This window comes from Chitinophaga arvensicola, assembly GCF_900110835.1.
Classification (GTDB): Bacteria; Bacteroidota; Bacteroidia; order Chitinophagales; family Chitinophagaceae; genus Chitinophaga; species Chitinophaga arvensicola.
Window position 1 is genome coordinate 2,040,316 of record NZ_FOJG01000001.1, and the last position, 15,474, is coordinate 2,055,789.

The 15,474-nt window shown below is 46.9% G+C and carries 14 protein-coding genes; 8 read left to right on the forward strand and 6 right to left on the reverse strand.

All coding sequences use genetic code 11. The features are described from left to right. Positions 1 to 27: 27 nt before the first annotated feature. On the reverse strand, positions 28 to 636 hold the full coding sequence (locus BMW79_RS08685) for a hypothetical protein (RefSeq protein ID WP_143059113.1): 609 nt from the start codon (positions 634 to 636) through the stop codon (positions 28 to 30). A 39-nt stretch (positions 637 to 675) separates the two neighbouring features. Further along, positions 676 to 1,170, reverse strand: a complete 495-nt coding sequence (locus BMW79_RS08690; RefSeq protein WP_089893242.1) for an Lrp/AsnC family transcriptional regulator — start codon at positions 1,168 to 1,170, stop codon at positions 676 to 678. A gap of 144 nt (positions 1,171 to 1,314) precedes the next feature. Between BMW79_RS08690 and BMW79_RS08695 the strand changes: the two genes are divergently transcribed. Beyond that, the gene (locus tag BMW79_RS08695; protein WP_089893246.1) at positions 1,315 to 2,658 is read left to right on the forward strand and encodes an MFS transporter; all 1,344 of its coding nucleotides are present in this window, start codon (positions 1,315 to 1,317) and stop codon (positions 2,656 to 2,658) included. 14 nt (positions 2,659 to 2,672) lie between these two features. Here the strand turns inward: BMW79_RS08695 and BMW79_RS08700 are convergent, their stop codons facing one another. The 4 genes from BMW79_RS08700 to guaA all read right to left on the reverse strand — a co-directional run bounded on the left by BMW79_RS08700 (position 2,673) and on the right by guaA (position 8,337). Next, complete coding sequence (locus BMW79_RS08700) at positions 2,673 to 4,277, reverse strand: ATP-dependent DNA ligase (RefSeq protein WP_089893250.1); 1,605 nt, start codon at positions 4,275 to 4,277, stop codon at positions 2,673 to 2,675. A 3-nt stretch (positions 4,278 to 4,280) separates the two neighbouring features. Then, the gene (locus BMW79_RS08705; protein ID WP_089893253.1) at positions 4,281 to 5,288 is read right to left on the reverse strand and encodes a ligase-associated DNA damage response exonuclease; all 1,008 of its coding nucleotides are present in this window, start codon (positions 5,286 to 5,288) and stop codon (positions 4,281 to 4,283) included. A gap of 73 nt (positions 5,289 to 5,361) precedes the next feature. After that, entirely contained in the window at positions 5,362 to 6,672 is a 1,311-nt protein-coding gene (locus BMW79_RS08710; RefSeq protein WP_089893255.1) for an ABC transporter substrate-binding protein, read from the reverse strand. A 126-nt stretch (positions 6,673 to 6,798) separates the two neighbouring features. Next, positions 6,799 to 8,337: a glutamine-hydrolyzing GMP synthase gene (gene guaA / locus BMW79_RS08715; RefSeq protein ID WP_089896836.1), complete on the reverse strand. Its 1,539-nt coding sequence runs from the start codon at positions 8,335 to 8,337 to the stop codon at positions 6,799 to 6,801. 92 nt (positions 8,338 to 8,429) lie between these two features. Here guaA and BMW79_RS08720 point away from each other — a divergent pair, with 92 nt between their 5' ends. The 7 genes from BMW79_RS08720 to BMW79_RS08750 all read left to right on the forward strand — a co-directional run bounded on the left by BMW79_RS08720 (position 8,430) and on the right by BMW79_RS08750 (position 15,416). Continuing rightward, the gene (locus tag BMW79_RS08720) at positions 8,430 to 9,167 is read left to right on the forward strand and encodes a head GIN domain-containing protein (protein WP_089893258.1); all 738 of its coding nucleotides are present in this window, start codon (positions 8,430 to 8,432) and stop codon (positions 9,165 to 9,167) included. A gap of 323 nt (positions 9,168 to 9,490) precedes the next feature. Beyond that, the gene (locus tag BMW79_RS08725) at positions 9,491 to 10,411 is read left to right on the forward strand and encodes a hypothetical protein (protein ID WP_089893261.1); all 921 of its coding nucleotides are present in this window, start codon (positions 9,491 to 9,493) and stop codon (positions 10,409 to 10,411) included. 238 nt (positions 10,412 to 10,649) lie between these two features. Further along, on the forward strand, positions 10,650 to 11,786 hold the full coding sequence (locus tag BMW79_RS08730; RefSeq protein WP_089893265.1) for a beta-ketoacyl-ACP synthase III: 1,137 nt from the start codon (positions 10,650 to 10,652) through the stop codon (positions 11,784 to 11,786). Positions 11,787 to 11,810: 24 nt separating this feature from the next. Beyond that, positions 11,811 to 12,209, forward strand: coding sequence for a hypothetical protein (locus BMW79_RS08735; RefSeq protein ID WP_089893268.1), 399 nt, complete (start codon positions 11,811 to 11,813; stop codon positions 12,207 to 12,209). 100 nt (positions 12,210 to 12,309) lie between these two features. After that, a complete protein-coding gene (locus BMW79_RS08740; RefSeq protein WP_089893271.1) occupies positions 12,310 to 13,314 on the forward strand; it encodes a BtrH N-terminal domain-containing protein in 1,005 nt (334 codons plus the stop codon). A 20-nt stretch (positions 13,315 to 13,334) separates the two neighbouring features. After that, positions 13,335 to 14,081, forward strand: a complete 747-nt coding sequence (locus tag BMW79_RS08745; protein WP_177192085.1) for an ABC transporter ATP-binding protein — start codon at positions 13,335 to 13,337, stop codon at positions 14,079 to 14,081. A 42-nt stretch (positions 14,082 to 14,123) separates the two neighbouring features. Next, on the forward strand, positions 14,124 to 15,416 hold the full coding sequence (locus tag BMW79_RS08750; RefSeq protein WP_089893274.1) for an ABC transporter permease: 1,293 nt from the start codon (positions 14,124 to 14,126) through the stop codon (positions 15,414 to 15,416). The last annotated feature ends 58 nt before the right edge of the window (positions 15,417 to 15,474 follow it).

Here is a 15,474-nt window from a genome sequence, read left to right on the forward strand (position 1 = left end):
TAAACAAATGCCATATTTTAAACATTTTTATCTAGTGCGTCTGATCCTCACACCTATGTTGTAGTCGATACCAAAACTGGCGATGCCATGAATATCAGGATTAAAGTGGTTGTTGTTAAACAGATAACTGAACCGGAGACCGAAGGAACTGTTAGCCACAGGAAACCGGAGACCTGTGCTGATGGCCATGCCAGATACGTGGACCTGGTTCGTGGTTACTTCTTCGTCATCTATGTATTCCACGCCGCGACTGGCATTCTGAAAACCATAACCTGCGGCTGCAAAAAAGCCCCAATTCGTATAGGCGTTGTTGTTGGCAGCATTCCCGTAATTCCAGGCAAGTAGAACAGGTACATTGATCATGAAAATACTGGTTGAATTACCACCGGTATTGCTGTTGTAATTGTCCTTGATAGAAGTACCCAGACCAATCTGAGTGCCCAATGACAGGGTAGATTTGTCGGAAAAATGATAGTAATTCAAACGGGGCGAATACACCAATGCGCCACCAAAGTAATTATGACCTGAATATAATCCCCCTCCTATGGCATGCGAAAATAGCCGTGATTGAGCGCTGGCGTTGGTCATCAAAACAAAAAAGCAAGCTGCACACAATAATGTGTATAGTCTGGACATAGGTACTGGAAAACGTTTAAAGATAAATCAGCATCCCGCCTAAAATACTACCTGGTGCGTAGTTTTAATCACGGAGATCACAAATATACTTTGTGTATGGCTTAGATTGTCCATCTCCCCCAGTTTATTTACATAAAATTCACGGTATTCATCCATATCCTTTACTTGTACCTTAATCATAAAATCAAATTCACCGGAAATATTTAGGCATTCCGTTACTTCTGTAAAATGGAGGATCTCCTGGATGAACTTTTTACCACATTTTTTATTGTGTTCCTTCAGTGTGATGTAACACAAAACGGTGAGACTTTTATTGATTTTCCGGGGATCCACGATAGCGGCATATTGTTTAATCACACCTGCCTGTTCCATTTTCCGGATCCGCTCATACACGGGAGTGGTGCTTAGGTTCAGCTGCCCGGCAATATCGCGGATTGTCATTTTCGCATCCTGCTGTAATAATTTCAGGATCCCGAGGTCTTTTTCATCCAGGTTCACGGCAGCATCCGTATGATTTTCTTTTTTGGTGATCATGGGTTTTGGTGTTTGGAACAAATATCTATTTTTTGTGGTTATTCCGGGTATTTGTTCTGAATTTTTTGGAAATAAATTCTGCTTGGAATGATTTTATAAGTTTGTACCGTGAAAAAGGAACGAATAATTTTAACCGTAGCCTGTATGGCGATCTTCTTTGAAGCACTGGATGTATCGGTGCTTAACATGGCAATTCCGCAAATGGAATCATTTTTTCATTTTGGTACGGATGCTATTCAATGGGTGCAAACCGTGTATGTTTTATGTTATGCCGGGCTCGTATTACTGGGCGGCCGCCTCGCAGATTCCATCGGGAAGAAAAAGGTATTTGTGGCCGGCGCCTGCTGCTTTGTATTGGCATCCCTGGCTGCCGGTTTTTCCCTCACCTTTACCTGGCTGCTCTTATGCCGTGCTTTACAGGGCGTTGGCGTAGCGATGGCTATTCCCGCTGCCATGGCCATTATCACCAATACTTTTACAGTACCGGCAGAAAGGAACCGTGCCTTTGGCATCTTTGGAGCTACCGCAGGCATTGGCTTTGCTACAGGACTGGCCATAGGAGGATTGATCAGCAATTACCTCGGCTGGCAGTGGGTATTCTTTATCAATGTACCGGTAATAAGTGTGGCGGTTTTGTTAGCTGTTATTTATATTCCGGGAGATGAGAAAGCAGTAACCAAACCGGTGAATAATATTGTAAGCGCGTTGCTCATTACCGGCCTGATGATGCTGGCTGCCTGGCTGATCCACGATCTTGGTAATATAGCCCAACATTATACGGCATATGGATTATGGCTGATACTATTCCTGGTGGCCGGTGTGTTCTTTATCCGGCGCGAGCGCGTACATTCGTCTCCGTTAGTTGATTTCCGTTTGTTCCGCCTGCATGGTGTGATCACCGGAAACATAGGCGCCATCCTGCTTGGCGGTGTTTTCCTGAGCTATATTTTTATGTTGACCATCTATCTGCAGGAGGATCTCCATTTCAGTGCTTCCCGGGCCGGATTGCTGTTATTCCCTTTCAGCATCCTGTCGGGTATTATTTCAAAATTTGTATTACCTCATTTATTTCAAAAGCTTGGTGTTATCAGAACGGGGATGTTGGGCAATGCTTTTATGCTGGCGGGTATCCTGTTTTTTATCGCCAGTTATTTTTCTTCTTACACCTTCCTCTTTATACTTTGCGCGGTGTGTTGTATCAATTCATTTGGAATGGCGATCACTTTTCCATGTGTAACAATCCTGGCAGTACAATCGGTGCCGGAACAGCAACAGGGGCTCGCTTCCGGGATCAATGGCACCGCTAATTCCATGGGTGGCGGACTTGGATTGTCGTTGGTCGGACTGGTGATGCAACTGTCAGAAACTAAAGGCTGGAGCGGATATGGGGCGGGCCTTGGTATGCTGGCCGTGTTAGCCCTGGCGGCTATAATACAACTGGTAGTGTTCTACCGGAGAAGTCAGCCGGCAGATGTGGCGGTAGCTTAATGCGGTAGGAGGTATCAGCTATTGCCTTGTTGTCCATTCACCCGTAATAATTCTTTCAGGTCTTCGATGGTATTGATTTCTGCTACCGGTTTATCTTTCCGCCACCGGTTAATACGCGGGAAACGCAGCGCCACACCGGATTTATGACGGTTCGATGCGGCAATACCCTCGAAGGCTATTTCAAACACCAGTTGTGGTTCTACCGTTCGTACCGGCCCGAATTTTTCCAGCGAATGCCGTTTTATCCAGTTATCTACTTCGGCTATTTCTTTATCGGTTAGCCCGGAATAGGCTTTGGTAAAGGGTACCAGCTTTTCGCCGTCTTTCACAGCAAAAGTATAATCGGTGTATAAGTTGGAGCGCCGGCCATGCCCTTTTTGCGCATAAATCATCACAGCATCGATGGTGAGCGGATCTATTTTCCACTTCCACCAATCGCCCCGTTTACGGCCCACCTGGTAGGCGGCGTTTCTTTTTTTGAGCATCAGGCCTTCGCTGCCTTTATCGCGCGATTGCAAACGTAAGCCGGTCAACTGTTCCCAGCTGTCGAACATAATTTCAGGCGATAATTGCAATACCGGCAATCCGGTACTTTGTACCAGTGATTCCAGCAGCGCACGGCGTTCCGCCAACGGCTTCTCCCGGATATCTGCGCCTTCCCATTCCAGCAGATCATAAGCAAGAAAAATAACCGGTGCTTCCTGTAGCTGTTTGCGTGTTACATTTTTACGGCCTATCCGGGTTTGCAGGGTTTGAAAAGGAAGCGGAAGCCCATTGGTAAAAGTGAGGATCTCTCCATCCAGCACAGCGCCATCCGGCAATGCAGTATTTAATGAAGTAAACTCAGGGAATTTATCCGTGATCAGTTCTTCTCCCCGCGACCATACAAATAGCTGTCCTTCGCGTTTGATAATTTGTCCACGGATCCCGTCCCATTTCCATTCCGCCTGCCAGTCTTTCTCTGAGCCCAGTGTTTCCGGCAGGCCTTCCAGCGCGTAAGCCAGGTAAAACGGATATGGGCGTGATGCATCGGCGCCGGTAGTATGCTGGTGCAACAATTCTTCAATGGTAACATTATGCGGATCCCAGTTGCCGCTGATCATATGAGACAGCGTAGCAGGTACAATCTGGTAGGTTTTTGCCAGTGCGTTTACCATCATCTTCTGAGATACACCAATACGGAAGCCGCCGGTGATGAGCTTATTAAACACAAACCTTTCTCCGCCGTCGAGCGCATCCCAGGCCTGGAGGATAAAGGCCTGTTTCGTTTCTTCAGGCGCCTTTTCCAGCTGCTGTAGCTGTTCCAGCCAGTAATGCAATGGTGCAGCTACAGGTGTAGTGCGTGGAGGGAGCAGCAGCGCAATGGTTTCTGCAAGATCACCAACGGTATGATAACATTCTTCAAACAGCCAGTCAGACATCCCGGTAACCTGCATGCACCAGGTTTTCAGCTGTGTGCTGTTCACCGTACGTTTGGGACGCCGGCCGGAAAACAAAGCCAGTACCCATGTTTTATCCTTATCCGGTGCGGTGGCAAAGTACTGGCTCAGCGCCTCCAGCTTTTCGTTGGTTTTGGTGCTGTTGCTTAATAATTGTACCAGTTCAGCGAATTGTTGCACGGCTTAAGATTCAGGGTTAGTAATAATGTCCTCGTCTCCGTAAGAAGTAGTGACCTCTTTTGCTGCAATGCCCTTTTCTGTAAGATACCGGGCAAACACGCTGCTGAAGCCATGTGTGGCGTATACCTGCTCTGCACCGGTGGCGGCTACTGCTTCCAGCAGGCCTGCCCAGTCGGCATGATCCGATAATACAAACCCGGCATCTGCATTGCGCCGGCGCATGTTACCACGTACCTGCATCCAGCCACTGCACACGCCCAGCGAATACGGCTGGAACCTGCGCATCCACGCATTATCTTCTGCCGAAGGCGGCGCAATAATCACGGCATTTTTAAAAGCTGTTTTAGGCGTATCCGGCGTAATTCTTTCTATGGGCGGCAGCGGCCAGCCTTCCTGTAGCAATACTTCATGTGGAATGGCAATAGCGCCATGTGCCAGGAAATGATCCACTTTATCTTTTAAATGATAGAGTAACCGTTGTGCTTTACCAAGGCTGTAAGCCAGTAATACACTTGCTTTGCCGGCCTGCTGGTTTTCGTATATCCATTGGGTGATGCCGTCAAAGATCTGTTGCTGCGGCGCCCAGCGGTAAATGGGTAAACCAAAAGTAGATTCGGTAATAAAAGTATGACAGCGCACAGGTTCAAACGGCGCAGATAAGCCATCGTTCTCCAGTTTGTAATCACCGCTGGCTACCCATACTTCACCGTCCTGTTCCACCCTGACTTGCGCAGATCCTATAATATGACCGGCCGGATGCAACGATACTTTCACACTGTTAAAATAGATAGTTTCCCCATAAGGAATGCCCTGTACCTGGATGTCGTTGCCGAGCCGTAACCGCAGCAAGGGAACGCTGGCATTTTCACATAAGTAGTATTGATTTCCCCAACGGGCATGGTCAGAATGGGCATGTGTGATGACCGCTCGCTTCACGGGTTTCCAGGGATCGATGTAGAAATCGCCTGCAGGACAGTAAATGCCGTTGTCAGTAAATTGCAGCACATTCATATAAGGAATATACGCAAAAAAAATCGTGCCACGACAACCGTCGCGGCACGATGCAATATGAGTGGCGGTGCGCCTATTTATTCATTCTGATATCTACGCTATCGCCCTTCTGGATGATGTAGATATTCTTATTTTCAAAGTAGGAAGGTGTGTTTTCGCCGTCTTTCAGGTACACCGGCAGGAAGTTATAGTTGGTGATCACTTTGGGGGATTCCGCCACCATACCATTGAAGTATACACCATTGGTATAAAGCAGTTTTACAAAGTAGTAGGTCAGGTCAAAACCTTTATAGGCCATATCAGACGGACGAGCTTTGTATGTTTTACGGAAATAATCAGCAATATAACGGCTATAGCTGTCTGTTTTGTCGTTGTAGTAAGGAGAGGAGTAATACACCTGTAGTCCTTTAAACTCGGGTTCTTTCAGCTTGATCACATCCCAGGTTGGCATTCCAAAAATCTGCAGGGGATAGGTAGCGGCAGAAACGCTCAGCTTGCGCAGGAGGTTTTTGGCGCCCGCTTCGTCGAGGGCCGTTACCAGGATCACGTTGGTACGGTCTGCCAGCAGGTATTTGGAGATCTCTTCCGGGGTAGTGGCATCACTCCATACTACTTCCCGGATACGGGATTTCTTTGTGTTCTCCAGTTTGTCATAGGAGGCTTTGAAATCCGCTGCCAGTCTTGTTTCAAAGGCAGTGTTCCTACGGAACAGCACAATATTTTTGGTAGCGAAGGCATCTTGTACATAATTCTGCAGGGCTTCGCAATGCGTTTTCAGGGTGCTGTTGGAGATGTAAAGGAAGGGATTGTCGCTGATACCGCCATCGTTAGGGAAGGTACCGGACACGAAATTAATTTCTTTGTTTTTGGCGAAATCGCTGAGTTCCTTCAGTTCAGGGTTGCTCACAGAACCGAGGATCAGGTCTGTATTGTCGAGCGCCTTGCTGCGGATGAGTGATCCTACGCTTTGCCTGGCTTTGCTGTCGTACACGGTCACTTTCAGGTTATATCCCTGTTGTTGCAGTGTATCGAGCGCCAGTTGTGCACCTTCGTAGAATTCAAGTCCGGGGAGCACATACCGGGGCATGGTGCGGCCGGGAATATCGTTGCTGTTGGCAAAAACGGAGTCGAGATATAAAGGAGCAAAGAAAGCGATGTTATAGGAAGCTTTTTTTACTTCCTTGCCAAATGCAGGTACATTAAAAGGTGCTTTGGCGGCTTCTTTTTTATTTTCCTCCGGTTTTTTAGCCGGTGAGGGTTTGCTCAAAGAAGGCGGTGGACCGTCTACCTTACTGGTACTTCTTCGGGAAGATGAGCAGGCGCTGATCAACACCAATAAGGCCAATCCGGATAACAGGTGTTTAAAAGAAACTATATGGTTCATAATTGGCGCTAATTTACAAAAATCATTCCGGGGAATGTGAAATAAAGCATTACGGAGTTATGGATAGAAGAAATTATCTGTCTATCCACAACTCCGTAACTATAGCTCAGTATTTTTTGGCTCTTTTTATTCCCACTCAATCGTAGCAGGAGGCTTGGAGCTGATATCGTATACTACGCGGTTGATACCTTTTACCTTGTTAATGATGTCGTTAGACATTTTAGCGAGGAATTCATAAGGCAGATGCGCCCAATCGGCAGTCATACCATCTACGGAAGTTACTGCGCGTAAAGCCACTGTAAATTCGTAGGTACGTTCGTCGCCCATTACGCCTACGCTCTGTACCGGCAGCAGGATGGTGCCCGCCTGCCATACTTTGTCGTACAGGCCGGCTTCTTTCAGTCCTTCTACATATACATGATCCGCTTCCTGCAGCATGTTCACTTTTTCCGGGGTGATAGCGCCGAGGATACGGATCGCCAGACCAGGACCGGGGAAAGGATGACGGCCCAGGAAGATGTCGCTGATACCGATTTCACGGCCTACACGGCGTACTTCGTCTTTGAAGAGGAAGCGCAGTGGTTCTACCAGCTGCATATTCATCTTTTCCGGTAACCCGCCTACGTTGTGGTGCGATTTGATGGTAACAGAAGGGCCGTTCACAGAAACGGATTCAATTACATCGGGGTAAATGGTACCCTGACCCAGGAAAGAGATATCGGTGAGATGGGTGGCTTCCTGCTGGAATACATCGATGAACAGGCCGCCAATGATTTTGCGTTTTTGTTCCGGATCGGAAACATCTTTCAGCTTGCCGTAGAAGAGATCTTTTGCATTGATCCCTTTTACGTTCAGTCCCATGTGTTTATAGGATTCCAGTACGGTTTCAAATTCGTCTTTTCTCAGCAAGCCGTTGTCTACGAATATGCAGAACAGGTTTTTGCCGATGGCTTTGTGGATCAGTTCCGCTGCTACAGTAGAATCAACGCCACCGCTGAGGGCCATTACCACTCTTTTATCGCCCACCTGCGCTTTGATTTTTTCCACTGTTTCGTGAACAAAAGCAGCTGGTGTCCAGTCCTGGCTGCAATTACAGATGTGCAGGAGGAAGTTGCGCAGGATGAGTTTACCTTCCAGGGAGTGTGTTACTTCCGGGTGGAACTGTAAGCCGAACATCGGGTTGGCTGCCAGTGTCGTATTTTTAAATGCGGCTACAGGGATATTTTCTGTAGTGGCAATGATGTCGAAACCTTCAGGAATACGTTTAATGCTATCTGCGTGGCTCATCCATACCTGGCTTTTTGCAGAGATATCATATAGTAATTTTTCCTCTTTGTCATTGTGCTCCATAAAGGCGCGGCCATATTCGCGGAGGTTGCTCTTGGCTACTTCGCCGCCAAAAACTTTGGCCATCATCTGAGCGCCGTAGCAGATGCCGAGAACGGGCACTTTTGCAGCAATGGCTGCAATGTCAATGATAGGCGCATTTTCGTCATTCACCGAAAAAGGACTGCCTGATAATATAACACCTTTGATAGTTTCATCCCAGGCAATGGGCTGAAGACAAGGTTTGATTTCGCAATAAACATTCAGTTCACGGATGCTGCGTGCTATCAGCTGTGTATACTGTGAACCGAAATCGAGGATGAGTATCTTTTCTGTCATGGTGGTGCAAAGATAAAGTCCTTCTACGAATTTCGGATTTGGAAATTCAAAATTCGGAAATCTGGTGTACCTTTCTCCCTTAATCCAAACCCATGACATCAACAAAATCGCTCCTATGTCAGGCCATAGTGGCCTTTTCAGCTTCAACACTCCTCTTTTCCTGCGACGTCACCGGACAAAACCGTGTAGAAGGAAATGGTCACGTTATCAAGGAAGACAGACAGGTTCCCGCTTTTCATAAATTAAAGGTGCTGGGCAGTATGAATGTATACCTGTCTCAGGGGCCGGCTAAAGCGGCGGTGATTGAGGCGGAAGACAATATCGCCCCGCTGATTGAGCTGAGACAGGAAGACGACCGCCTGGTGGTGACTTTTAAAAAGGGTGTTTCTATCAGAAGTCATAAAGAGTTAAATGTATATCTCACAACACCGGAAATAGACGAAGCCAGTCTGGCTGGTTCCGGGGACCTGAAGCTGGATGGTAAGTTCAATACCCGTTCAGATGCAAAATTCAGCCTGTCCGGTTCCGGTAACCTGAAAGGAAATATCAATGCACCATCGGTAAAGGCCTCCATTGCAGGCTCTGGAAATATGAAGCTGGAAGGGGAAACCAAGGATGTAAAGCTGAGTATTGCCGGTAGTGGCAACTTTGATGGAGATGAATTACTGGCAGAGAATGCATCTGTTAATATTTCCGGCAGCGGCGATGCCGATGTTTATGCCAGCGTAAAATTAGATGCAAAAATTGCCGGTTCCGGTAATGTAAATTATAAGGGTAGTCCCCAAATATCCTCTTCTGTAGCGGGTTCAGGCACTATTCGTAAAAAATAAGCGCTAACATTTACAAATTTTTAACATTTTCAATATCATATTTGAGGGTGTTAAGGAGTTTATAGTGTTGTTTTGAAGAAAACATATTCAAGTCCTTGAGTCCAGGTACAGCATTCGCTACATTAACCCGCTGATGCTGTACCTGGCTGGGGCACAAGCCTTTACCCCTTTTGTAATACCCCGATCCATCAACATTTCGCGTCAAATTATCATTAAATCACATGAATCATTGCTGTTTTTTTGTATGTTTACGGCTTGAATTGTAGATTTTACCATTTGAATTGTTGATTTACGTTTTGAATTGTTGAACTCCTATTCCTTTTATGAACGAAAGACCGAAGATCCTGGTGGTATATTATACCCAGACAGGGCAATTGAAAAGGATTATTGATCATGTGCTGGCTCCGTTGGAAGGCAAGGCAGATATAACTTTTGAGCAACTGGTACCCGTAACGCCGTTTCCTTTTCCATGGGGAAAACAGGAATTTTACGATACCATGCCGGAAACTATCCAGGCAACGCCGCGCGGTATACAGCCATTGAAAGTGGACATGAATGCACATTTCGACCTGGTTATACTGGCTTATCAGCCCTGGTTCCTGTCTCCTTCACAGCCTGTTGCCGCTTTCCTGCAGAGTGAAAGCGGAAAACAACTGCTGAAAGGAAACAAGGTGCTTACCCTTGTTGGTAGCCGTAATATGTGGCTGAATGCACAGGAAAAAGTAAAGACTTACCTGCATAACGCAGGTGCTACGCTGGTAGGCAATATTGTACTGGTAGATAAATCACCTAACCTGATTTCCGTTATCACCATTCTGCGCTGGGCTTTCAAAGGAAAGAAAGAAGCTACCCGCTTTTTACCACAGGCCGGCGTACAGGAAAATGAGATCATTACTTCCAGTCGTTTCGCCGGACCTATCTCGGAAGCATTACAGAAAAAACAGTGGGATGACCTTCATCCGGAGCTGATGAAGCTGGATGCGGTGGAATTGATCCCCAACCTGGTGGTTTTGGAAGGAAAAGGACACCGTGCCTTTAAATTCTGGGCCAAATTTATTAGCGCCAAAGGTGGACCGGGCGCCGCTTCCCGTCAGGGACGGGTGTCCATGTACCGGGGTTTGCTGCTGGTGGGCATTTTTGTGTTAACACCGATCTCCCTGATCACTTCCATTATACAGCTGAACCTGAAAAAAGCCAAGCTGCGCCGTGAAGTGGATTATTATAAAGGTATTGCCCTGCGTTAATACAGATCAAGTCCACCTCAACTGTACCTCAAGAGAGGTCAGAGGCAGGTACAAAGCATGCGCGATGCAATCTTTGTCCAATGGCGTGATACTTGTAATTCCAATTAGAATTCTATATTTACGTCTGTATACAACGTATATAAAATTAAAATATGTTTTTCACTGTGAATCGGCTGGCAAGGCAAGGCGGTTCTGACCAGGTTTTACATGTAGCCTTAAAAGACGAATAATAATTCAGATGAAGGAAGTTTATATTACCAGGCTGTCTAAATTTTTACCAAACAAGCCTGTAGAAAATGAGGAAATGGAGAGCATTCTCGGCATGGTAGATGGAAAGGCTTCCCGTGCACGTTTGAAGATACTTGGTAACAATAAAATCAAAACGCGTTACTACTCTTTGGACAAGGAAGGGAAATCCACGCATTCCAATGCAGAGATGACAGCCACGGCTGTGAACCAGTTGTTCGATGAGCAGTTTCCAATCAGCAAATTACAGTTACTGGCCTGTGGTACTACATCTCCGGATCAACTGCTGCCTAATCATGCTGCCATGGTACATGGCATCCTGAAGTGTCAGCCGGTAGAACTGATCGCTGCTACAGGCGCCTGCGCGGCAGGTATGCAGGCGTTTAAATATGCCTGGATGTCTATCCGTTGCGGCAATACCTCCAACGCTGTAAGTACTGGCTCGGAGAAATTCTCCGCCTGGATGCTGGCACAGAAGTTTCAACCGGAAGCAGAAAACCTGAAAAGCCTGGATGAAAATCCCATCATCGCTTTTGAAAAGGATTTTCTCCGCTGGATGTTATCTGATGGCGCGAGTGCAGCCCTTTTCCAGGATAAACCCAATGAAGAAGGTTTATCGCTGCGGGTAGACTGGGTAGAAATACTCTCTTACGCCAATGAGCTGGAAACCTGTATGTATGCAGGTGCTATCAAACAGCCGGATGGAACCACCACCGGATGGATTGATATGACCCCGGAAGAATGGGCACAGCACAGCGTATTCTCCTTTAAACAAGATACCCGTTTACTCGGCAAAAATATTGTTCCTTCCGGAGCACAGATGTGGAAAGAGCTGGTAGAGCGTCACAACATCAACCTGGATGAAATTGATTTCTTCCTGCCTCACCTGTCTTCTGAATTCTTCAGATTAAAGATCGATGAGGAAATTACCCGCTTAGGCGTACCTATTCCTTTGGAAAAATGGTTTACGAACTTAGCCAATGTGGGTAACGTAGGTACGGCTTCTCCTTACCTGATGCTGGAAGAACTGATGAACTCCGGCCGCTTTAAGAAAGGACAGAAAGTGGTGATGATGGTGCCGGAAAGCGCACGTTTTTCATATGCTTATGCCCACATCACGGTGGTATAGGTAGTCACTTCTAAAACTGCTATCATGAAAAAAGAGGAAGTACCACAGGATAGTGATAACCTGCATGAAGGTACATTCAAGCAGATTATGTACGCGGTGGATAATTCCGGCAATTATGTGCAGGTGCAGAGTGCAGGCTGGGAGCCGGAAAATATAGCACTGGACCAGGCCTGGGAAGAAGTAAATGAAAGAGTAAAACAGGCACGCGCCCGGGTAGAAGCCGGTGAAATAAGTCCCGTGGCTTATTACATGGAGAAAAACCTGATGGACCTGCCGCTGCTGGCCAGTTATGTGGGTAAGTTCCAATGGCAGGTAAAGCGGCATATGAAGCCCGGTGTATTCAAAGGGCTCAGCCCTAAGCTGCTGCAACGCTATGCAGATGCCTTCAAAGTGAGTTTAACAGATCTTCTGCAGATCAAATAGCATTACGAATGACGAATCAGCAATAACGGATTTGTGGGTAGATGATATCCGATGATCTCCCCGCAAATCCGTTATTTGTAATGCTGCTACAAATAATATTATGACTAATTCTTTTTTCCAACACAAGCAAACGGCACATTGCGAAAGTGGTGTAATATCAAACCTGCTGGGACATTATGGTTTACAGATCAGTGAACCCATGGCTTTTGGTATTGGTGCAGGCATTTTCTTCGGTCACCTGCCCTTTGTAAAAGTGAATGGCGTGCCGGGCACCACCTACCGCATATGGCCCGGTGCTATTTTCCAGCGCGTTTGTAAACGCCTGGGTGTGAGAATGGAATCTGAAAAGTTTTCCACACCGGAAAAGGGAATGGCAGCACTGGATAAAGTCATTGAAGCGGGTATTCCTGTAGGACTCCAATCCAGTGTATACTACCTGCCCTATTTTCCGGCTTCCTACCGTTTTCATTTCAATGCACATAACCTCGTGGTTTACGGCAAACAGGACGGACAATACCTGGTGAGCGATCCCGTAATGGATACTGTTACCACTATTGACCCGGAAAGCCTCACCCAGGCCCGTTTTGCAAAAGGCTTCCCGGCGCCGAAAGGAAAAATGTACTATCCGGTACATGTACCTCCTACTGCGTCGTTTGAGAAGCCCATCAAAGCAGGGATTGAACAGGCCTGTCACTTTATGCTGAAAGTGCCTATTCCGATGTTCGGGGTAAAAGGCATCCGCTTTCTATCCAAAAGGGTACGCAACTATGCAGAGAATCCTGGCGATCGTAAAGCCACATTGTACCTGGGAAATATTATCCGGATGCAGGAAGAAATAGGTACCGGTGGCGCCGGTTTCCGTTTCCTGTATGCCGCATTTTTACAGGAAGCAGCGGTAATGCTGAATAAAGATGAACTGAGTAAACTGGCAGGAGAACTCACCAAAACGGGTGACCTGTGGCGTAACTTTGCTTTTGCGGCAGGGCGCGTGTGTAAGAGCAGATCTGCTGATAACGTCTCTTACAAAGAACTCAGTGATATGTTACTGGAATGTGCCGCTTCAGAAGAAGTTTTCTTTAAGAAGCTGGCGCAGGTGAAACTGTAATTAAAAGATCCAAATGAATTATGTCCGGCATATCTGTTAAGGAGCTATATAAAACCTACAAGGGAAGCGCAGAGCCCACACTGAAAGGACTTACATTTCAGTTTGGAGAGGGAAGGATTGCGGGTTTGCTGGGACCTAACGGAGCAGGTAAAACTACCACCATCTCCATTTTATGCGGCATTGTGAGGGGCGATAGCGGAGAAGTAAAGATCCATGGCTTAAAGCAACAGGCATCGCACCGGGAAACGATCAAACATATTATCGGGATTGTTCCCCAACAGATAGCGCTATATCCGCAGCTGTCGGCGGTAGAAAACCTTACTTATTTCGGTAACCTCTATGGGTTTAAGGGAAAGGCACTGCAGGAAAAGATTATGCATTACCTGGAGTTGTTCGGACTGGAAAAAAGCGCACATAAAGAGATTCATAAATATTCCGGCGGTATGAAGCGACGGGCCAACATTATCGCAGCCATCCTGCATGACCCCAAATTACTGGTGCTGGATGAACCTACCGCAGGTGTGGATGTACAGTCGCGCAGCATGATTTTACAGTTCCTGCGCGATTATAACCGCCAGGGCGCCAGCATCCTCTATACTTCCCACTTGCTGGAAGAGGCGCAGTCTTTATGCGAAGAGGTGGTGATCATGGACGAAGGCAGGATGATCGTACAGGGCAATCCCCTGACGCTGATCCATCAGCATCCCGACTGTAATAACCTGGAAGACGTATTCCTGCATTTTACCGGGAATGCGCTCAGGGATTAACTATAACGAATTCAAAAAGCTACTGATAAGGGGCGAAAAGCTATGTTAAGATTACTGGCAACCATCAGGAAAGAGTGGCAATTGCTATTGCGTGATAAAACAGGAATCATTCTCCTGTTTGTGATGCCAGTGGTGTTGATTACTGTTATGGCACTCATCCAGGATGCACCGTTCAAGGATTACCAGGATGTGAAGTTCGATATCTTAACGGTAGATAATGACCATGGCCGCCTGGGACGTTATGTAAAAGAAGGGCTGGCCAGCGGCGGTCAATTCAACATCATTGACTCCCTGGAAGGGAAGCCGGTGACTGCGGAACGTGCCAAAGAACTTGTTAATGACGGAAGATACAAGATCAGTATTATCATCCCGGAAGGGGCTACAGCCTCGATTGTCAGCAATGCCAACCGGATTGTAAACGATATCACCCATCGCATGGGCATGTCGGTGTCTTTGCCGGTGAAGAAGGTGCCGGATTCACTGAATGTGACCATTTATTTTGATCCTGCGGCAAAGAAGGCATTTAAAGGAGCTATTCATCAATCGGTGGATAACTTCCTGACACAGGTAGAAACAGATATGTTGCTGGATCGCATTAAGCACCAGTTGCGGAGTAAGGATAGTACGGTCAGCGATACAGATACCCTCGCCATCCGGCTGCAGGCAGTAGGTTTGAAGGAACAGAGCACAGGCTCCGGTAAACAGCTGGATGTTATTTCCAATTCGGTGCAGCATAATGTACCGGCCTGGAGCATTTTCGCCATGTTTTTCATCGTAATACCGATTGCCGGGAATATGATCAGGGAACGGGAAGATGGGAGCTTGCTGCGGATGAAGCTGATACCAGGATCTTATCTGGCGATTCTTGCCGGTAAGATGTTGTTTTTTGTGGGCGTTTGTGTGCTGCAATTTTACCTGATGATGCTCGTCGGTATTTATGTGCTTCCTTTGCTGGATCTGCCACAGCTGGTGATGGGACAACATCCGGGCGCCACGCTGCTGGTAGCTGGTGGAATAGGACTGGCGGCCACCGCTTATGGTATCCTGATTGGCACGGTATTTAAAACACCAAACCAGGCGCTCAACTTCGGTGCTATCTCTATTGTGATCCTGTCTGCCATAGGCGGTATCTGGATTCCACTGGAGGTAATGCCTGCAAAGATGCAGCTGTTAGGGCATTTATCGCCTTTAAGCTGGGGGCTGGACGCCATCAATGATATATATCTGCGTAACGGCGATATTGAATTCGTGTGGAAGAATGTGTTGAGATTAATACTCACCGGATTGGCTATGCTGGCCATAGCCGGCTGGGTCGAAAAAAGAAGAATGAACTGATAAATGTTTTCAAAACAATAGTAAAACTGTATTTTTACTCCCCACAAGGGCATTCGCC